The 18,379-nt window shown below is 72.3% G+C and carries 18 protein-coding genes; 9 read left to right on the plus strand and 9 right to left on the minus strand.

Annotation, left to right across the window (positions count from 1 at the left end; translation table 11 throughout):
* Positions 1-11: 11 nt before the first annotated feature.
* Entirely contained in the window at positions 12-1,931 is a 1,920-nt protein-coding gene (locus tag IT780_RS32400; protein ID WP_199515644.1) for an acetoacetate--CoA ligase, read from the plus strand.
* Here IT780_RS32400 and IT780_RS32405 read toward each other — a convergent pair.
* Positions 1,928-2,647: a TIGR03089 family protein gene (locus IT780_RS32405; RefSeq protein WP_199515645.1), complete on the minus strand. Its 720-nt coding sequence runs from the start codon at positions 2,645-2,647 to the stop codon at positions 1,928-1,930. The two genes, IT780_RS32400 and IT780_RS32405, sit on opposite strands and share 4 nt — an antisense overlap.
* Positions 2,648-2,818: 171 nt before the next feature.
* Here IT780_RS32405 and IT780_RS32410 point away from each other — a divergent pair, with 171 nt between their 5' ends.
* Both IT780_RS32410 and IT780_RS32415 read left to right on the plus strand, forming a co-directional pair.
* A complete protein-coding gene (locus IT780_RS32410) occupies positions 2,819-3,964 on the plus strand; it encodes a glycosyltransferase family 4 protein (protein WP_199515646.1) in 1,146 nt (381 codons plus the stop codon).
* Between the two features lie 22 nt (positions 3,965-3,986).
* Positions 3,987-5,102, plus strand: a complete 1,116-nt coding sequence (locus IT780_RS32415) for a mannose-1-phosphate guanylyltransferase (RefSeq protein ID WP_199515647.1) — start codon at positions 3,987-3,989, stop codon at positions 5,100-5,102.
* Between the two features lie 2 nt (positions 5,103-5,104).
* Here IT780_RS32415 and IT780_RS32420 read toward each other — a convergent pair whose 3' ends face one another.
* From IT780_RS32420 to cofD, 3 genes are read right to left on the minus strand one after another with little or no spacing between them, the layout of a single operon-like run.
* Positions 5,105-5,659 carry an NUDIX hydrolase gene (locus tag IT780_RS32420; protein WP_199515648.1) on the minus strand — a complete coding sequence of 185 codons (555 nt, stop codon included), beginning with the start codon at positions 5,657-5,659 and terminating at the stop codon, positions 5,105-5,107.
* Positions 5,656-6,669 (minus strand): coenzyme F420-0:L-glutamate ligase, encoded by a 1,014-nt coding sequence (locus IT780_RS32425; RefSeq protein ID WP_199515649.1) that lies wholly within the window; start codon positions 6,667-6,669, stop codon positions 5,656-5,658. Before IT780_RS32425 ends, IT780_RS32420 begins: the two co-directional genes overlap by 4 nt.
* Positions 6,666-7,619 carry a 2-phospho-L-lactate transferase gene (gene cofD, locus IT780_RS32430; protein WP_199515650.1) on the minus strand — a complete coding sequence of 318 codons (954 nt, stop codon included), beginning with the start codon at positions 7,617-7,619 and terminating at the stop codon, positions 6,666-6,668. The genes IT780_RS32425 and cofD overlap by 4 nt, the downstream gene beginning before the upstream one ends.
* Before the next feature lie 123 nt (positions 7,620-7,742).
* Here cofD and IT780_RS32435 point away from each other — a divergent pair, with 123 nt between their 5' ends.
* The 3 genes from IT780_RS32435 to IT780_RS32445 all read left to right on the plus strand — a co-directional run bounded on the left by IT780_RS32435 (position 7,743) and on the right by IT780_RS32445 (position 12,292).
* The gene (locus tag IT780_RS32435; RefSeq protein ID WP_199515651.1) at positions 7,743-8,765 is read left to right on the plus strand and encodes a hypothetical protein; all 1,023 of its coding nucleotides are present in this window, start codon (positions 7,743-7,745) and stop codon (positions 8,763-8,765) included.
* Positions 8,766-8,888: 123 nt separating this feature from the next.
* Positions 8,889-11,378, plus strand: a complete 2,490-nt coding sequence (locus tag IT780_RS32440; RefSeq protein WP_199515747.1) for a bifunctional FO biosynthesis protein CofGH — start codon at positions 8,889-8,891, stop codon at positions 11,376-11,378.
* 656 nt (positions 11,379-12,034) lie between these two features.
* A complete protein-coding gene (locus tag IT780_RS32445) occupies positions 12,035-12,292 on the plus strand; it encodes a WhiB family transcriptional regulator (RefSeq protein WP_014688021.1) in 258 nt (85 codons plus the stop codon).
* A gap of 115 nt (positions 12,293-12,407) precedes the next feature.
* On the opposite strand, the gene IT780_RS32450 is transcribed toward IT780_RS32445, so the two are convergent.
* Positions 12,408-12,893, minus strand: coding sequence for a metallopeptidase family protein (locus tag IT780_RS32450; RefSeq protein WP_372443852.1), 486 nt, complete (start codon positions 12,891-12,893; stop codon positions 12,408-12,410).
* A gap of 187 nt (positions 12,894-13,080) precedes the next feature.
* Here IT780_RS32450 and IT780_RS32455 point away from each other — a divergent pair, with 187 nt between their 5' ends.
* A complete protein-coding gene (locus IT780_RS32455; protein WP_199515652.1) occupies positions 13,081-13,446 on the plus strand; it encodes a DUF3499 domain-containing protein in 366 nt (121 codons plus the stop codon).
* 83 nt (positions 13,447-13,529) lie between these two features.
* Here the strand turns inward: IT780_RS32455 and IT780_RS32460 are convergent, their stop codons facing one another.
* Positions 13,530-14,420 (minus strand): polysaccharide deacetylase family protein, encoded by an 891-nt coding sequence (locus IT780_RS32460; protein ID WP_233413879.1) that lies wholly within the window; start codon positions 14,418-14,420, stop codon positions 13,530-13,532.
* Between the two features lie 143 nt (positions 14,421-14,563).
* Entirely contained in the window at positions 14,564-15,106 is a 543-nt protein-coding gene (locus IT780_RS32465; protein WP_199515653.1) for a DUF3455 domain-containing protein, read from the minus strand.
* A gap of 136 nt (positions 15,107-15,242) precedes the next feature.
* Here IT780_RS32465 and IT780_RS32470 point away from each other — a divergent pair, with 136 nt between their 5' ends.
* Both IT780_RS32470 and IT780_RS32475 read left to right on the plus strand, forming a co-directional pair.
* A complete protein-coding gene (locus IT780_RS32470) occupies positions 15,243-15,746 on the plus strand; it encodes a GNAT family N-acetyltransferase (protein WP_267910206.1) in 504 nt (167 codons plus the stop codon).
* 15 nt (positions 15,747-15,761) lie between these two features.
* Positions 15,762-16,451 carry a class I SAM-dependent methyltransferase gene (locus tag IT780_RS32475; RefSeq protein WP_199515655.1) on the plus strand — a complete coding sequence of 230 codons (690 nt, stop codon included), beginning with the start codon at positions 15,762-15,764 and terminating at the stop codon, positions 16,449-16,451.
* 24 nt (positions 16,452-16,475) lie between these two features.
* Here the strand turns inward: IT780_RS32475 and IT780_RS32480 are convergent, their stop codons facing one another.
* Entirely contained in the window at positions 16,476-16,850 is a 375-nt protein-coding gene (locus IT780_RS32480; protein ID WP_199515656.1) for a DUF779 domain-containing protein, read from the minus strand.
* On the minus strand, positions 16,850-18,373 hold the full coding sequence (gene adh / locus IT780_RS32485) for an aldehyde dehydrogenase (RefSeq protein WP_199515657.1): 1,524 nt from the start codon (positions 18,371-18,373) through the stop codon (positions 16,850-16,852). Before adh ends, IT780_RS32480 begins: the two co-directional genes overlap by 1 nt.
* Positions 18,374-18,379: the final 6 nt, after the last annotated feature.

The raw sequence follows: 18,379 nt of genomic DNA on the forward strand, positions 1-18,379 counted from the left end.
AAGGTGTCGGCATGACGACGGGCACAGTGCTGTGGACGCCGCCGGCGGACGTCCTGGAGACCTCCCGGATGGGCCGGTTCCTGACCTGGCTGCGCGCCGAGCGCGGCGTCGACGTCGGCGACTACGCGGGGTTGTGGGAGTGGTCCGTCACCGACCTGACCGGGTTCTGGCAGGCGGTCTGGGACTACTTCGAGGTGATCGCGCACACCGCGCCGACCGCGGTCCTCGGCGACCCGGCGATGCCGGGGGCCACGTGGTTCCCCGGGGCGACGCTCAACTACGCCGAGCATGTGCTGCGGATGCCCGGCCTCGGCGACGAGGACCCGGTCGTCATCGCGTACTCGCAGACCCGGGAGCCGGTCACGCTCACCGCCCGGCAGCTGCGCGAGGAGGTCCGGAGGGTCGCTGCCGGGCTGCGCCGGCTCGGCGTCGCGAGCGGGGACCGGGTCGCGGCGTACGCGCCGAACATCCCGGAGACGTACGTCCTCATGCTGGCGACGGCGAGCCTCGGTGCCGTCTTCTCGTCGTGCGCGCCGGAGTTCGGGGTGCGCAGCGTCATCGACCGCTGGACGCAGATCGAGCCGAAGGTGCTGGTCGCGGTCGACGGTTACCGCTACGGCGACAAGGCGATCGACCGCAGTGCCGAGGTGGCGGCGATCCGCGAGGCCCTGCCCAGCGTCGAACGTGTCATCACGATCCCGTACCTGGGCGGCGAGGGCGACTGGGACACCCTCGACGGCGACGATCCGCTGACGTTCGCCGCGGTGCCGTTCGCCCACCCGCTCTACGTGCTCTACTCCTCCGGCACGACGGGCCTGCCGAAGCCGATCGTGCACGGCCACGGCGGCATCCTGCTCGAGCACCTCAAGATGCTCGCGCTGCACCACGACCTCGGCCCCGGCGACCGGTTCTTCTGGTTCACCACGACCGGCTGGATGATGTGGAACTTCCTGGCCTCGGGCCCGGCGGCCGGCGCGGCGATCGTGCTGTTCGACGGCAACCCCGGCCACCCCGGCCTGGGCGCGCTCTGGCGGCTCGCCGCCGACGCCGGGGTCACTTTTTTCGGTACGTCCGCACCGTTCATCCTGGCGTGCCGCAAGGCCGGGGTGCAGCCGCCACCGAACGTGATCCGCGGCGTCGGCTCGACGGGCGCGCCGCTGCCTCCCGAGGGCTTCCGCTGGGTCTACGAGGCGCTGGGGGAGAAGCCGCAACTGCAGTCGCTGTCCGGCGGCACCGACGTGTGCACCGGCTTCGTCGGCGGGGCGCCGCTGCTGCCGGTGGTCGAGGGCGTCATCTCGTGCCGGGCGCTGGGCGCGCGGGTGGAGGCGTACGACCCGCAGGGCAAGCCGCTCATCGGGCAGCTGGGCGAGCTCGTCATCACCGCGCCGATGCCGAGCATGCCGGTGGGCTTCTGGAACGACGCGGACGGCCGCCGGTACTTCGAGGCGTACTTCGACGTCTTCCCCGGCGTGTGGCGCCACGGCGACTGGATCACGATCGGCGAGGACGGCACCTGCGTCATCACCGGCCGGTCCGACGCCACGCTGAACCGCGGCGGTGTGCGGCTCGGCACCGCGGAGTTCTACTCGGTGGTCGAGGCGATCCCGGAGATCGCCGACTCGGTCGTCGTCCACCTGGACCAGCAGGACGAGCTGCTGCTGTTCGTGGTGCTCGCCGAGGGCCTCGAGCTCGACGACGCGCTGCGCGGCCGCATCCGGGCCGAGCTGCGTGCCGCGCTCTCGCCGCGGCACGTCCCCGACGAGATCCATCAGGTACGGGCGGTGCCCCGCACCCTGTCGGCGAAGAAGCTCGAGGTCCCGGTGAAGCGCATCCTCACCGGCACACCGGCCGACCAGGCCGCGGCGAAGGGCGCGCTGGCCAACCCGGAATCGCTGACGGCCTTCGAGGAGTACGCGAAGGAGCGTGCCTAGCCCAGCGTGAGCGTCACGTTCTCCGACGCCACGCGCTTGTCCAGGGCCGCACGGTCCAGGTTGGCGCAGAGCACGATGCTCGCTCCCGCGTACAGGGGGGCGAGCAGCCAGTCGGCCGGGTCCGGGTGGGTGCCGGCGTCGATGAGGACGCGGGCGCCCGGCGTGATGCCGAGTTCCTGCGCGCGTGCGTCGGCCGCGGCCGAGATCGTGCCGTGGTCGGTGCCGTCGAGGGCGGCGTCCTCCGCGGTGACCGGCTGACTCGCGACGAACCGGTCGCCGTGGCCGCGTACCTCCACGGTGTAGTCCACGAAGCCCGGCGGGAGTGGCCGCAGGGGCATGGCGAGCGGCAGCAGGCCCGTCGCGTAGCGGTCTCCCGCCGGCCAGGCCGTGGCCGCCTCGACCGTCGCGGGCCAGGCGAAGAGGGCGTCCACCGGCTGCGGGCCGGGACCCGTGAGCAGCTCCAGGCCGGCCGCCCAGCCGCCGAGCAGGATCGCCGCCGTCTGCCAGTGCGGGGGCAGCAGCACCGCCGCCGTGTCGCCGGGGCCCAGGCCGGCGCCGTCCACCAGCAGGTTGGCCGTCTTCGCGACCCAGTTGTCCATGGTGGCGCCGGACAGCTCGGTACGGTCGCCCGTGGCGTCGTCGTACCAGGTCAGCAGCGGCGTCGTCGGGTCGCGGCGGACGGCGGCCGCCAGGGCCGCCGGAATCGTCTCAGTCATCGGAACCGACGATAGTCGGATGACTGACAGTGAGCGGATGCTGCCGGGCCGGGACGACCGGGGAAAGCGGGGGTAACTAAGCGGTGTCGCCGGGCGTCGCGGTCGACACAGGAGGCATCGAGCGGCGTACCCTTGCCAGTGGTCTGGCCCACAGATGTGAGGAGTTGCCACGTGACCGCCGGTCGTCCGCCCCGAGTCCTCGTCGACGCCACGAGCGTCCCCGCCGACCGAGGCGGTGTCGGGAGATACGTCGACGGGCTGCTCGGCGCCCTCGCCGCCATCGGTGCCGACCGCATCGACCTGGCCGTCGTGGCCCAGCGTTCCGATGCGGAGCGTTACTCCCGCATGCTCGCCGGTGCCGAGGTCATCGCCGGCCCGGCCGCCGTCGCGCACCGCCCCGCCCGCCTGGCCTGGGAGCAGACCGGCCTGCCGCTGCTCGCCCAGCAGGTCGGCGCGCAGGTGCTGCACTCGCCGTTCTACACGTGCCCGCTGCGGGCGGGATGTCCGGTCACGGTCACCGTGCACGACGCGACGTTCTTCACCGAGCCGGAGCACTACGACAACACCAAGCGCACCTTCTTCCGCAGTGCCATCAAGACGTCGCTGCGCCGGGCCGCCCGGGTCATCGTGCCCAGCAAGGCCACGCGCGACGAGCTGATCCGGCTGCTGGACGCCGACCCGACGCACATCGACGTCGCGTACCACGGGGTCGACCACACCGCCTTCCACGCGCCCAGCGACGAGGAGAAGGCTCGCGTCCGGGCCCGGCTCGGCCTCGGCGACACCGGCTACGTCGCGTTCCTGGGTGCCAAGGAGCCCCGCAAGAACGTGCCCAACCTGATCCGCGGCTGGGCCCGGGCGGTCGCCGACTGGCCGCACCCGCCGGCGCTGGTCATCGCGGGCGGCCAGGGCCACGACGACGACATCGACCGGGCCGTCGCCGAGGTGCCCTCGCACCTGCGCCTGCTGCGCCCCGGCTACCTGCGGTACGCGGACCTGCCCGGCTTCCTCGGCGGCGCGCTGGTGGCCTGCTACCCGTCGTTCGGCGAGGGCTTCGGGCTGCCGATCCTCGAGGCGATGGCCTGCGCCACGCCGGTGCTCACCACGCCGCGGCTGTCCCTGCCCGAGGTGGGCGGGGACGCGGTCGCGTACACGACCGAGGAGCCGGACCGCATCGCCCAGGACCTCGCCGACCTGCTGCACGACGAGCCGCGCCGGCTCACGCTGGCCAAGGCGGGCTTCGACCGGGCCAAGGAGTTCACCTGGGCGTCCAGCGCCGAGGTGCACGTCGCGACCTGGAACCGCGTGGTGGCCTGACGGTTCGTTACACTCCGTGCGCATGAGTGAGAATCCGGGTGGGCTCTACGCCGTCATCCCCGCAGGTGGCAGTGGTACTCGTCTCTGGCCGCTGTCTCGCGCCGGTCACCCGAAGTTCCTGCACCCGCTGACCGGCACGGACGACTCGCTGCTCCAGGCGACCGTCCACCGGCTGCTGCCGCTGGCCGACCCGTCCCAGGTGTACGTGGTGACCGGAGTGGCGCATGCGGCTGCCGTGTCGCGCCAGCTCGCCGCCGTACCGGAGGAGAACATCCTCGTCGAGCCCTCGCCGCGCGACTCGTGCGCGGCCATCGCCCTGGCCGCGGCCGTGATCGCCCGCCGCGACCCGGAGGCGGTCATGGGGTCGTTCGCGGCCGACCACCTCATCGCCGACGGCGAGCGGTTCGTCGGGGTCATCGAGCAGGCCATGGCGGGGGCCAGGCAGGGACTGCTCATGACGCTGGGCATCACCCCGACACGCCCGGAGACCGGGTACGGCTACGTGCAGTGCGGCGGCCCGGTCGGCGAGGGTGCGGTGCTCGCGGTCGAGGAGTTCAAGGAGAAGCCCTCGTACGAGGTGGCCGAGAGCTACGTGAAGTCCGGCAACTACCTGTGGAACGCCGGCATGTTCGTGTGGCGGGTCGACGTGTTCCTCTCCGAGCTCGCCCGCCAGCAGCCGCAACTGCACGCCGGCATCTCCCGCATCGCGCAGGCCTGGGAGACGGCGTCCCGCGAGGAGGTGCTCGGCGAGGTCTGGCAGACCCTCCCGCGCATCTCTGTGGACTACGCGGTGATGGAGGGCGCGGCGGCGGTCGGCCGGGTCGGCACGGTCCCGGGCGACTTCGGCTGGAACGACGTCGGCGACTTCCACACCCTCGGCGAGGTCCTCGCGGCCGACCAGGCCGGCAACGTGATCGTCGGCCACCAGGGCGCCGAGAAGCCGGGCGTGATCCTGCGCGAGACCGAGAACCTCGTCGTGGTCCCGAACTCGGGCCGGCTCGTCGCGGCGCTCGGCGTCCGCGACCTGATCGTGGTCGACACGCCCGACGCGGTGCTGGTCTGCCCGCGCGACCGCGCCCAGGAGGTCAAGTCCATCGTGGACGAGCTCCGCGACAAGGGCGAGATCAGCTACATCTGAGGTTACCGCGGCCGGGCGAATGCCGGTGCCAGCTGCTGCTCCACGCCGCTCGCGAGCGGCGTGGGCAGGTTGTCCGCGGAAAACCATCCCAGGTCCGCCGATTCTTCGCTGATCTGCTCCGTCGCACCGGCGGGCGCGACGGCGAGGAAGCGGACGTCGTAGTGCCAGGACGGCCCGGCCGGCTCCCCGCCGGCCGGGGCGCAGCGGACCGCGTGCACGTCCACGTCGATCGGAACCGGGTCGAGGCGCAGGCCCTCGATCCCGGACTCCTCCGTCGCCTCGCGCAGCGCGGCCGCCGCCAGCGTGGCGTCGCCCGGCTCGCAGTGGCCGCCCACCTGCATCCACATGCCGAGGCGGCCGTGCAGGCAGAGCAGGACGCGGCGGCTCTCATCCATGATCAGCGTGCTGGCCGTGACATGGCCCGCCCGGTGCGCGCGGGTCATCGCCACCGGGCCCGCGCCGAGCAGCTCCAGCGTGCGCTTGCGGGCCAGGCCGGCCGCCTCCGAGGTGGCCGACCATCCGCTGAGGACACCGACCGCGTCGTCGAAGAGGCTCATGCGGCGGACACCGCGATGGTGGCGCCCGTCGGGTCGTACGCGACCGCGGACACGAGCCCCTCGGCGGCCAGCGCCGACCGGAGCCGCTGCACGTCCGCGCCGAAGCGCATCAGCCCGGCGGGCGTGGTGTCCGTGGCCGTGCACCGCAGCGTCTGCGGAGACGGCACAGCCACCGTGGCGGCGAGGGCGGCCGTGGCGATCGCCCGCTGCACCGCCTCGGCGCTCGCCGGCTCGTCCGTCGCAGACTCCGCCAGGGTGGCCGCCGTGCGCAGGCCTTCCGCGTGTGCTTCCGCCGTACCCAAGGAGAACATGTCGCTGGCAGCATCCCGCAGCAGAACGTCGGCGCCGGGGGTCTCCGCGGCGCCCGCGCCCGGGTAGCCGCGCACCACCGCGACCGGCACCTGGTCGCATTTGCCCTTCACCAGCTCGCCCGCGGCGGCCAGCTCGTCGATCACGGCCATCTGGGTGAGCTGCAGCTCGTTGCCGTACGGGTCGATCTCGCCCCGGTGGTCGCGGAACGGCTCGATCCCGGCCGCGCCCAGCGCGACGTCGGTGAGCCCGTTGCGCCACGTGCGGCCCATCGTGTCCGAGACGATCACGCCGACGCGCAGGCCACGGGCCGCGAGATCGGCACGCAGCCGCCGGGCGGAGTCGTCCGGGGACGCGGGCAGCAGCACGAGATGGGTCTTGTCGACATTGGACGCGTCGATGCCGGCGGCGGCCATCACGAAACCGTGGTGGGTCTGCACGATCGCGGTCGCGCCGCGCCGGGCCACCACCCGCCGGGTCTCCGCGGCGAGGACGTCCGCGCGGGCGGCCTCGCGTTCCGGGCCGTCGGCGGGCACCTCGACCAGGCGCCCCTCCGCCTTCGACACGATCTTGCTGGTCACCACGAGCACGTCGCCGTCGCGCAGCCACGGGGCGTTCCGGGTGATCAGCTCGGCCAGGTCGTCGCCGGCCGTCACATCGCCGATGCCGTGCACCGGCAGAATCTCCAAGCCTTCGCTCATGCCACTCCCGCCAGCTCCAGAGCTGCGGCGACCATCGCGGACGTCGCTTCCTCGTCGCGCATCCACAGCGGCACGGCCTTGACGCGTACGCCGGGGACCGTGGCCTGCGCATCGGTCTCGTCGACCAGCCAGCCGTCGAGCAGCCCGCCGGCCGAGCGGGCGCCGTACAGGGCACCCACCGCGGCCGCGCTCACCTCGACGTCCAGCGTGGCGAGGCAGCGGTCGGCCATGCCGCGCACGGGCGCCCCGCCGATGATCGGCGACACCCCGACGACCGGCGCCGGGCCGTCCACCACGGCCTCCTTGAGCCCGGGTACGGCCAGAATCGGCGCGATGCTGACGACGGGGTTGCTGGGAGCCACGAGCACCACGTCCGCGGCCGCGATCGCCTCCAGCACCCCGGCGGCGGGCTTCGCCTTGTCCGCACCCACGAAGACGAACCGGTGCGTCGGCACGTCACCGCGGTAGCGCACCCACCACTCCTGGAAGTGGATGGCCCGCTGCCCGTCCAGCTCGACCACCACGTGGGTCTCCAGCCGGTCGTCGGTGGCCGGCAGCATGGTGACGCCCGGCTGCCAGCGCTCGCACAGCGCGGCGGTCACCTGCGACAACGGGTAGCCCGCGTTGAGCATCGTGGTGCGGACGAGATGGGTGGCGGTGTCCTTGTCGCCGAGGCCGAACCAGCTGGGCTCGGCGCCGTACTTGGCGAGCTCCTCCTTGACGACCCAGGTCTCGCCGACCCGGCCCCACCCGCGCTCCGGGTCGGCCGCGCCGCCCAGCGTGTACATGACGCTGTCCAGGTCGGGACAGATCTGGAGGCCGTGCAGGCGTACGTCGTCACCGACGTTGACCACCGCCGTGACGTCGGCGCCGACCCGCCGCGCATAAGCGCGCACGCCCACCAGGAACCGGGCGCCACCGATCCCCCCGGTCAGGACCACGATCCGCATCCGACCATCCTTGCGCACCCGCCGCCGATCCGCGGCGTGCGGGGCGCTGGTGTGATGCGCCTATCGGACTAGAGTGAGCCGACTCAGCCGTCTTGTCCGTCGCCGATCAGGAGAGAGAGCGCTGTGACCAGCACACCGCCGCCGCAGCCCCAGCCCGGCCACCCGGTCGCCCCGGTGATCCGGCCGCTGCGTGACCTCGCCGCGTACGCCCTCGTCGCCGCCCCCGCCATCTGGCTCTTCGTGGCGATCGTCCGGCTGGTCCCGTCCGAGGTGGGGCAGGATTTCCTCACCCGGGTGCAGAACAGCTTCTACGGGTACGTGAACCTCGAGACCATCGCGATGCCGCTCGCGGCGGTGCTGCTCGCCACGATGGTCGAGCCCCGGCACCGGCACGCGCGGCTGATCACGGTCGTGGCGCTCGTGGAGTACGCGGTGGCCGGCTTCTTCGCGGTCGTCTTCGGCTTCCTCATCGCGGTGGTCAAGCTGGCCGGTTTCAGCGTACGGGTGGCCTTCGAGGAGTTCCTGGTCCGCGCGGCGTGGCTCGCGGTCTTCGCGATCGCGGCGTACGCGGTCTTCGCCATCTGGCGCTCGCTGTTCGCCACGCCCAAGCCGCAGCCGGGCATGTACGGCCAGCCGCAGCAGCCGTGGGGCCAGCAGCCGCAGTGGGGCCAGCCGGGCTTCCCGCCGCCCGCTCCCGGTTACGCCCAGCCGGGCCAGCCCGGTCACCCGGGTCACGCCGGACAGGCCGGCCAGCCGTACTCGGGTCAGGGCGGTTACGCCGGTCAGCCGGGTCAGCCCGCCCAGCCGGGCCAGGCGCCGGCCTGGGGGCAACCGCCGGCCTGGGGCGCGCCGCCGCCGGCTCCTCCGGCCTCTGCTCCTCCCGCTTCCGCCCCGCCGGCTTTCGGCCCTCCCGCCTCGCCGGCCACCCCTCCCGCGTCCGCGCCGCCCGCCCCGCCGGTGTCGGCCCAGCCTGCCTCGGGCGGCGCCCCCGCCACCCCGCCCGGCCCGTTCGCTCCGGCGCCCGGCAACCCCCACGCCGTCGCGCACCCCGGCTCGCCTGCCCCCTTCTCCGAGCCGACGCAGGTGTTCCCGGCCCGTGAGGACGACGACCGCACCCGCAACCTCGGCGAGGAACCGCCCCGGTAGCTCGGCGCGGCCCGCGTCGGCCGCCTGGGGGCGATCGGCGAGGGTGTTCCAGACCACTGCCGTCCGGCCCCGCCACGGGGGCGGCGGGGCCGGGTTCCGGCCTAGGCTGCACAGGTGGCAGCCGTGGACACCCCGCCGACCGAAGCCAGCATCCGCCGTGCCCTGAAGCGGGCCGCCGAGGGCCGGGCGATCGACGCCGACGAGGCGGCCGCCCTGCTCGCCGCCGAGGGGCCGCTGCTCGACGACCTGCTCGCGACCGCCGGGGCGATCCGGGACGCCGGCCTGCGCGAGGCCGGTCGGCCGGGCGTGGTCACGTACTCGAAGAAGGTCTTCATCCCGCTCACCCGGCTGTGCCGGGACCGGTGCCACTACTGCACGTTCGCCACGGTCCCGCACCGGCTGCCCGCCGCGTTCCTCGAGCGCGACGAGGTGCTGGCGATCGCCCGGGAAGGCGCGGCGCAGGGCTGCAAGGAGGCGCTGTTCACGCTCGGCGACCGGCCGGAGGAGCGGTGGCCGGCGGCGCGGCAGTGGCTCGACGAGCGCGGGTACGACTCGACCCTCGACTACGTGCGCGCCTGCGCGATCGCGGTGCTGGAGGAGACCGGCCTGCTGCCGCACCTCAACCCCGGCGTGCTGAGCTGGGCCGAGCTCCAGCGGCTCAAGCCGGTCGCGCCCAGCATGGGCATGATGCTCGAGACCACCGCGACGCGGCTCTGGTCGGAGCCGGGCGGCCCGCACTACGGCTCCCCGGACAAGGAGCCCGCCGTGCGCCTGCGGGTCCTCGACGACGCCGGCCGCGTCGGCGTGCCGTTCACCACCGGCATCCTCATCGGCATCGGCGAGACCCGGGCGGAACGCGCCGACGCCATCTTCGCGATGCGTCGCACCGCCCGCGAGTACGGGCACATCCAGGAAGTCATCATCCAGAATTTCCGCGCCAAGCCCGACACGGCGATGCGCGGCATGCCCGACGCGGAGCTGCGCGAGCTGGCGGCGACGGTCGCCGTGGCCCGGGTCATCATGGGCCCCCGGGCGCGCCTGCAGGCCCCGCCCAACCTCATCGCTGGCGAGTACGACCTCCTGCTGCGCGCCGGCATCGACGACTGGGGCGGCGTCTCGCCGGTCACCCCGGACCACGTCAACCCGGAACGCCCCTGGCCGCAGATCGACTCGCTCCGCGAGATGTCCGCCAGGTCGGGCTTCGAGCTGCGCGAACGCCTCACGATCTACCCCGAGTACGTCCGCCGCGGTGAGGGCTGGCTCGACCCCCGCCTCGCGGCGCACGTGGCGGCGCTGGCGGACCCCTCCGGCCTGGCGCGCGAGGACGCGATGCCGGCGGGTCTGCCGTGGCAGGAGCCGGACGACGCGTACGCGGGCGGCCGCACCGACCTCTTCGCGACCATCGACACCGAGGGCCGCACGGGCGACCGCCGCGGCGACTTCGACTCCGTGTACGGCGACTGGGACGAGGTCGCGGCGCACATCACGACCGGTTCCACCGAGCGCGTCGAGACGGACGTCCTGGCCGGGCTCCGCCTCGCCGCCGAGGACCCCGCGAAGCTGCTGCTGCCCGAGCACGAGGACAAGGCGATGGCCCTGTTCCAGGCCGACGGCTCCGCGCTCGACGAGCTCGCCCGGATCGCCGATGACCTGCGCAAGGACGTCAACGGCGACGATGTCACGTACGTGGTCAACCGCAACATCAACTTCTCCAACGTCTGCTACGTCGGGTGCCGCTTCTGCGCCTTCGCCCAGCGGGAACGGGACGCGGACGCGTACAGGCTCTCCGTCGACCAGGTAGCCGACCGCGCGGAGGAAGCGTGGCGCGACGGTGCCACCGAGGTGTGCATGCAGGGCGGCATCGACCCCAAGATGCCGGTCACCGCGTACGCCGACCTCGTGCGGGCGGTGAAGGACCGCGTACCCGGCATGCACGTCCACGCCTTCTCGCCCATGGAGATCGTCACGGCCGCGGCCAAGGCGGGCGTGTCCGTCCGCGAATGGCTCGAGGACCTCCGCGACGCCGGCCTCGGCACCATCCCCGGCACCGCAGCCGAGATCCTCGACGACGACGTACGGTGGGTCCTCACCAAGGGCAAACTCCCGGCGTCCACCTGGATCGACGTGGTCACCACGGCCCACCAGGTCGGCATCCGCTCCAGCTCCACGATGATGTACGGCCACGTCGACCACCCCCGCCAATGGCTCGGGCACTTCCGCGTCCTGGCCGGCATCCAGGACGTGACCGGCGGCTTCACGGAGTTCGTCGGGCTGCCGTTCATCCACACCAACGCGCCCATCTACCTGGCCGGCATCGCCCGCCCGGGCCCGACCTGGCGCGAGAACCGGGTCGTCCACGCGATGGCCCGCGTCCTGCTGCACGGCCGGATCTCCAACATCCAGTGCTCGTGGGTGAAACTCGGCGACGAGGGCACGATCGCGATGCTCAACGGCGGCTGCAACGACCTGGGCGGCACGCTGATGGAGGAGACGATCTCCCGGATGGCGGGCTCGGAGCACGGCTCGGCGCGGACGGTGGCCCAGCTGAAGGAACTGGCCGCGGCGGCGGGCCGCCCGGCCGCCGAACGCACCACCGTCTACGGCCGCCGCTGATCGAGCGGGCCGGATCGCCGGTGGCCAGCCGGTGGGCCTGGGTGCGCGCCGGTGCCCGCCGCCCGCGCCGGCGGCCCGGCGCCTGCCCACGTCGGCGGCCCGGCACGCTCACGTAGGCCGCGCTCGGGCTGCGGGGCCCTCGCCTGGATCCGCGCCGGCGACCCGGCACGCGGGCGTTCCACCCCGCACCCGGGTCGTCCGTCTTCGGCGTGTCGGCTCGGCGTGTCGTTCCGCCTGGCCCATGTCTGCCGCCTCTGCCCGTGGACCGGCCGTCGTCTCCCGGGCCCCTTCCCCCGTCCCCTGGGTGGGACGGTGGGCGCGGTCACGTCCCCCTGCCGATACCCTGAGCGTCGCCGACCCGCCTGGTCATGAGGTTACAAATTGGGGTAATTTGGACCCGACGCGCCGACTGTGCGTTACCTGGCGGCAGCTCTGAGAGATAGGGCAGGAACGGGACCGCGAGGCGATGACGGCGCCTCGAGGAAACGGGCCTATTTATCAGGTTCGGCTTGACGACGCACGTCTTACACGCGTGTAATTTCGGTGGGGTTGCGGGAAACGGGCGTCGCGAAGCGCGTATTTCCCGCAAGAAACACGCCGCGTGCGTGGGGGGTCAGCGTCGGCATCGCTGCCGGCGCCAAGAAGGAGGCACGCCGATGGAAGCGCAGGTAGAAGGGGTAGACCTGCTCGGGGACGCGCCCGAGTGGCAGGAGCGGGCGCTCTGCTCGCAGACCGATCCGGAGGCTTTCTTCCCGGAGAAGGGCGGTTCCACCCGCGAGGCGAAACGCATCTGTGGCCGGTGCGAGGTGAAGGCCGAGTGCCTCGAGTACGCCCTCGGACACGACGAGCGCTTCGGAATCTGGGGCGGCCTTTCCGAGCGGGAACGCCGCAAGCTCAAGCGCCGCGTGGCCTGACCTTCCGCTCGTACGGACGCTGGGGGGCGTCCAAGCGACATGTGAGGTGGGGCCGGGACGCCGGAAGGCGTCCAGCAGGGGGACGAACGAGTAAGGCCGGACGCCGGGGGGCGTCCTACGAGAGCTCGTCAGGGTCGACACCGAGCAGGTTGGCGACCTGTTCGATGATCACGTCGTGGACGAGGTCGGCGAGGTCCTCGCGGTCCATCGCCCGGAATTCCAGCGGCCGCCGGTAGAGCACGATCCGCGGCGGGAGCTCCTGGCGTCCGGGCCGGCCCGGGAGGAGCCGGGCGAGCGGCACCTCGCCGTCCTCGAGCACGTCCGAGTCGTAGACGTTCAGGTCCGGCGGTACGTCCTCGACCGCGAACTCCACGCCGGCCAGTTCCTTCGCATACCGCCGCTCGAGGGTCTCGACGGTGTCGAGGACGAGATCGTCGAAGATCTCGGCCTTCGTGCGGGCGAGCGGCACGGTGGCCGGGACGAGCCGGCCGCGCAGCCCGCGCCCGTGCCGATCGCGGCGGGCGGGGCGGCCCGGTCCGGCGGTGCGCGGGGACCGGCCCGGTTCTGAGCCGGTGCGGCGGCGGTCGGGGCTGGTGGTCACGCCGCCAGCCTAGCCCGCAAACGGCGTCCGCCGTGGTCAGGCTGTGTCGGCCGCGTTTCGTCCCGAGGAATTCGCCCCATTGGGGCGGCGTGTCGGAGCGCCATGTCGAAATCGTGATGCATTGTGGGTCGGCGTGTCGCGGGTCCATCGTCGCCCGCGCGTGCGCGCTTAGAGATAACGTGCCGCCGTGAGGTCCCCACGGCGCTGCTCCCGCAACGGCTGTCCCCGACAGGCGGTCGCCACCCTGACCTACGTCTACAGCGACTCCACGGCCGTCGTCGGCCCGCTGGCCGCCTTCGCCGAGCCGCACACGTACGACCTCTGCGAACCCCACGCCCGCAGCCTCACCGCCCCGCGCGGCTGGGAACTGGTCCGCCACGACGGCGACTTCGCGCCCCCGCCGCCGACCACGGACGACCTGGTGGCCCTCGCCGACGCCGTCCGCGAGGCGGCCCGCCCGGCCCCGCCGCCGCGCCCCGAGGAGCACGACACGCTCCCGGGCCACCAGACCGGCCGCCGCGGCCACCTCCGCGTCATCCCGCCCTCCCACTGAAGCCCGCCCCGAGCGGGACGAAAGCCGAGCGGGACGAAAGCCGAGCGGGACGAAAGCCGAGCGGATGAGCGGACCCGCCCCGGTCACGGCAGGGCGATGAGCTTGTACCGCCGCTGCAGCCACGGAATCAGCGTCTCGTACGCCGCGATGGTGTCCGGCTGGGCGTAGTCGTGGGAGAGCACGATCGCGCCGCGGCTGACGTGCTTCTTGACCGCCTTGATGACCTTGGCCTGGTGGGCGCCGTCGGACTCGCCGGCCGGGTGGTCCCAGTCGCGGGGGTCGACCTGCCAGTAGATGGACGTCATGCCGAGGTCGGTGGCCGCGTGCACGAAGGCCGGGGTGAAGTTGCCACCCGGCGCGCGCATGTACTTGATCTCAGCCCCGGGTGCAGCCGCCCGGATGGCGTCGTTGGTGCGCTGCAGGTCGGCCCGGATGACCGACGGCTTCTTCTTGCCCAGCGTCAGGCTGTGCCGCCACGTGTGATTGCAGAGGGTGTGGCCCTCGGCGGCGATCCGGCGTACCAGGGCCGGGTGGGCGGCGACGTTCTGGCCGACCAGGCAGAACGTGGCCTTGACGTGCCGCTTCTTCAGCAGGTCGAGCAGCTTCGGCGTCTGCGCCGGGTCGGGCCCGTCGTCGAAGGTGAGCGCGACGCCCTTCTGCCCGGTCTTCATGAGGCTGTCCGCGGGTCCGTCGTGGTGCGCCCGGTGCGCAGGCCGGGAAGCCGGGGTGGAGTGCGACGGCGTCGACGATGCCGAGTGCTCCGGCGATGAGGAATGCGCCGGGGCGTGCTTCGCGGGACGAGTCGGCGACGACGGCGACGAGGGCGACGGCGACGCGGATCGCGAGGTGGAAGCGGACGGGGAGGCGGCGACCCAGGCCGGTGAGCGTTCGGCGGCCATCGCGGAGCCGCAGCCGGCCAGGCCGGCCACGCCCGCCAGTGCCAGGCCGATCACGAGAACCTTGGGGGTACGCATCGCAGCAAGCTCCGTCCGAGGTAAGGGTACTGAGGACGGATGCACTATGGCCGGGCGCGCCACCGGTGTTGATCGTCCCGGCGGAGGCCTGGCATCAATGGGGGAGAAGGGCGGCGCCCCGTTCGCCGCCCCCGGGTGACCGGTCAGCCCCAGAAGACGTACAGGGCGCTGTACGGCACGGTCGCGGTCTCGCCGTCGGTGCAGCTCCCGGCCGGCGCGACGCCGCCCGAGGTGTACAGCCGCTGGATGTACGCGGCCTTCGACAGGATTCCGTTACCGCTGTGGCTGTTGACCTGCAGCAGCAGCTCGGGGATCGTCCCCGTACGCGGCTTGTCGGCGACCTTGGCGGCCGTGACGAGCGAACCGTCCTTCTCGGACTGCCAGCTCGGGCCCTTGAAGTGGTGGATCCAGCCGCGCGGGCCGGCCAGCTTGGCCTCGGGCACCGACGCGGTCGGGAAGACGCCGTTCGTGCAGGTGTACGTCTGGGTGCCGGTCACCACGCGGTAGCTGCCGATCTTGTGCAGCCCGGGCGGCGGGTCGATCGGCGAGGGCGTGGTGCTGGCGCTCGGGTGCGGGAACGGCCGGGTCTGCTCGGCCGCGGAGGCGTTGAGGGTGACGGTGGTGATCGCGCCGGCGACGGCCACGGCTGTGCCGGCGAGGATCGCGGTTCGCAACGGGGAACGCATGATGGTGCTCCTTGGACTGGGATCGACTCGGGTGTCGGCGAGGGCTACGGAGGATCACGCGTGTGCGGTTCATCGATTGCCCCTAATGGCCCATGCGGTTGACCCGTTCGGACAAGCTGAATAAATGGACATCAAAATGCGCCCGGTCGAAGAAGGTGATTTGCCCCTGTTCCGGCGGGTGGCCGTGGATCACGAGCTGGTGGGCCACGACTGGCACGGATTCACCGATGCCCGGGCCGCGGAGCGCCGGTTCGCCGCAGATGGCTACCTCGGCGCCGACGGCGGCCGCCTGATGGTGGACGTCGACCAGGAGACGGCCGGTCTGGTGGCGTGGGGCGCGAAGGAATTCAACCCGAACGGGCGGCATTGGGAGATCGGCATTCTGCTGCTGCCGGAATTTCGCGGGCGCGGAATCGGCTGGCGGGCTCAGGCCATGCTGTGCGATTACCTGTTCGAGCACACGCCGGTGCAGCGGATCCAGGCCGGCACCCAGCCGGAGAACATCGCCGAGCAGAAGTCGCTCGTCAAGGCCGGCTTCCAGCTCGAGGGCGTGATCCGCGCGTCGGAGTTCCGGGCCGGGCAGTGGCGCGACGGCCTGCTGTTCAGCCGGCTGCGGACGGATCCCGCCGTGGCATGGTGAACGGGTGGTGAGCCGGTGACCGGAGACGACTGGGCCGAACCCGCGTGGCGGGCAGTCCTCGAGCAGATCGAGGCGAGAAGCGGCGCGCGGGTTCTCGACGTGGGCTGCGGTGCCGGCGGGTTCGTGGCGTACTGCGGGCGGCGGGGGATGGTTGCATCGGGCATCGACCCCGATCCCGACATGGTGCGGCTCGCGGTCGACCGCGAGCGAGACGTCCGCAGCGGTGGTGTGGAGAAGCTGCTGTGGGACGACGCCACGTTCGACCTCACGACGGCGTTCAACGCGCTGCAGTTCGCGGAGGACACCGATGAGGCGCTCGCCGAGATGGTCCGGGTGACGCGGCCGGGTGGCCATCTCGCCGTCGCGAACTGGGCCGAGCGCGCGCTCAACGACGTCGACGCGATCGAACGGGCGCTCGCCGACGGGCCGCCGGGACCGGAGGGTGACCTGCGGCTGCCGGGCGGGCTGCGCGGGTTGCTGGAGGACGGCGGGCTGACCGAGGTCCACGAAGGGCTCGTCGACGTGCCGTGGGAGTTCGCCGACGACGAATCGCTGGTGACGTGGATCGTCGGGGACGGGGCGCCGGAAGACGCCGTGGAGGTTCTCGCTGCAGTGCGCCCGTACCGTCAAAAAGCGGGGGGTTACCGATTGATCAACCGTTTCCGGTACGCGGTCGGCCGGCGCAGCCCGGCCGTGGGGCGGTGACCACCCCACGGCCGGTTCCCGGGCTCACGACGAAAGAGCCGCCAACTCCTCCGGCGTGAGCACGCGGCTTCGGATCAGGAAGCGCACCCCCTCCGGTGCCTCCAGGCTGAAGCCGCTGCCGCGGCCCGGGACGACGTCCACGGTCAGGTGGGTGTGCTTCCAGGCCTCGAACTGCGACGTGCTCATCCAGAACGACACCGGCTCGTCGACGCCGTCGATGTGCAGCTGCTCCAGCAGGACGTCGCTGGAGCCGGTACGGAACTCGCCGTCCGGGTAGCACATCGGGGCGCTGCCGTCGCAACAGCCGCCGGACTGGTGGAACATCAACGGACCGTGCTGTCCCCGCAGCGACCGGATGAGCTCGGCCGCCGCGGGGGTCACGTCCACCCGGGCACCCATCAGAAGAAGCCCAGCGCCTTGGGGGAGTAGCTGACCAGCAGGTTCTTCGTCTGCTGGTAGTGGTCCAGCATCATCTTGTGGTTCTCGCGGCCGATGCCGGACTGCTTGTAACCGCCGAACGCGGCGTGCGCCGGATACTGGTGGTAGCAGTTCGTCCACACCCGACCCGCCTTGATCGCCCGCCCGGACCGGTACGCGAGGGTCGCGTCCCGGGTCCACACGCCGGCGCCCAGGCCGTACAGCGTGTCGTTGGCGAGCTTGATGGCGTCCGCGTAATCGGTGAACGAGGTCACCGACACCACCGGCCCGAAGATCTCCTCCTGGAAGATCCGCATCGAGTTCGAGCCCTCGAAGATCGTGGGCTGCACGTAGTAGCCACCGGCCAGATCCCCGCCGAGGTCTGCCCGGGCGCCACCGACGAGCACCTTCGCGCCCTCCTGACGTCCGATGTCCAGGTAGGACAGGATCTTCTCGAGCTGGTCGTTCGACGCCTGGGCACCGACCTGGGTGTCGGTGTCCAGCGGGTTGCCCTGCTTCAGGTTCTCGACGCGCTTCACGCCGGCGGCCAGGAAGTCCGCGTAGTGGCCCTGCTGGATCAGCGCCCGGGACGGGCAGGTGCAGACCTCGCCCTGGTTGAGCGCGAACATCGCGAAGCCCTCGAGCGCCTTGTCGAAGAAGTCGTCGTCGGCGCTGCTGACGTCGTCGAAGAAGATGTTGGGGCTCTTGCCGCCGAGCTCCAGCGTGACCGGGATGATGTTCTCCGAGGCGTACTGCATGATCAGGCGCCCGGTGGTGGTCTCGCCGGTGAATGCGACCTTGGCGACCCGGTTGGACGACGCGAGCGGCTTGCCCGCCTCCACGCCGAAGCCGTTGACGATGTTCACCACGCCCGGCGGCAGCAGGTCCTGGACCAGCGACATCCAGTAGTGGATCGAGGCCGGCGTCTGCTCGGCCGGCTTGAGCACCACGGCGTTGCCGGCGGCGAGCGCGGGCGCGAGCTTCCAGACCGCCATCAGGATCGGGAAGTTCCACGGGATGATCTGCGCGACCACGCCCAGCGGCTCGTGGAAGTGGTACGCGACGGTGTCCTCGTCGATCTCGCCGAGGGTGCCCTCCTGCGCGCGCAGCACACCGGCGAAGTAGCGGAAGTGGTCGATCGCCAGCGGGATGTCGGCGGCGAGGGTCTCGCGGACCGCCTTGCCGTTCTCCCAGGCCTCGGCGACCGCGAGCTGCTCGAGGTTCGCCTCCATCCGGTCGGCGATCTTGTTGAGGATGTTCGCCCGCTCGGCGGCCGACGTACGGCCCCAGGCGTCCGCCGCGCCGTGTGCCGCGTCGAGCGCCCGCTCGACGTCCTCGGCGGTACCGCGCGCGATCTCGCAGAAGGTCTGTCCCGTGACTGGCGACGGGTTCGAGAAGTACTGGCCCTTGGCGGGTGGTACGTACTCGCCGCCGATCCAGTGGTCGTACCGGGACTCGTAGCTGACGACGGCGCCGTCGCTACCGGGAGGGGAGTAGACAGTCATGCGCAC

The organism is Nucisporomicrobium flavum (assembly GCF_016464385.1).
Taxonomy (GTDB): domain Bacteria; phylum Actinomycetota; class Actinomycetes; order Mycobacteriales; family Micromonosporaceae; genus Actinoplanes; species Actinoplanes flavus_A.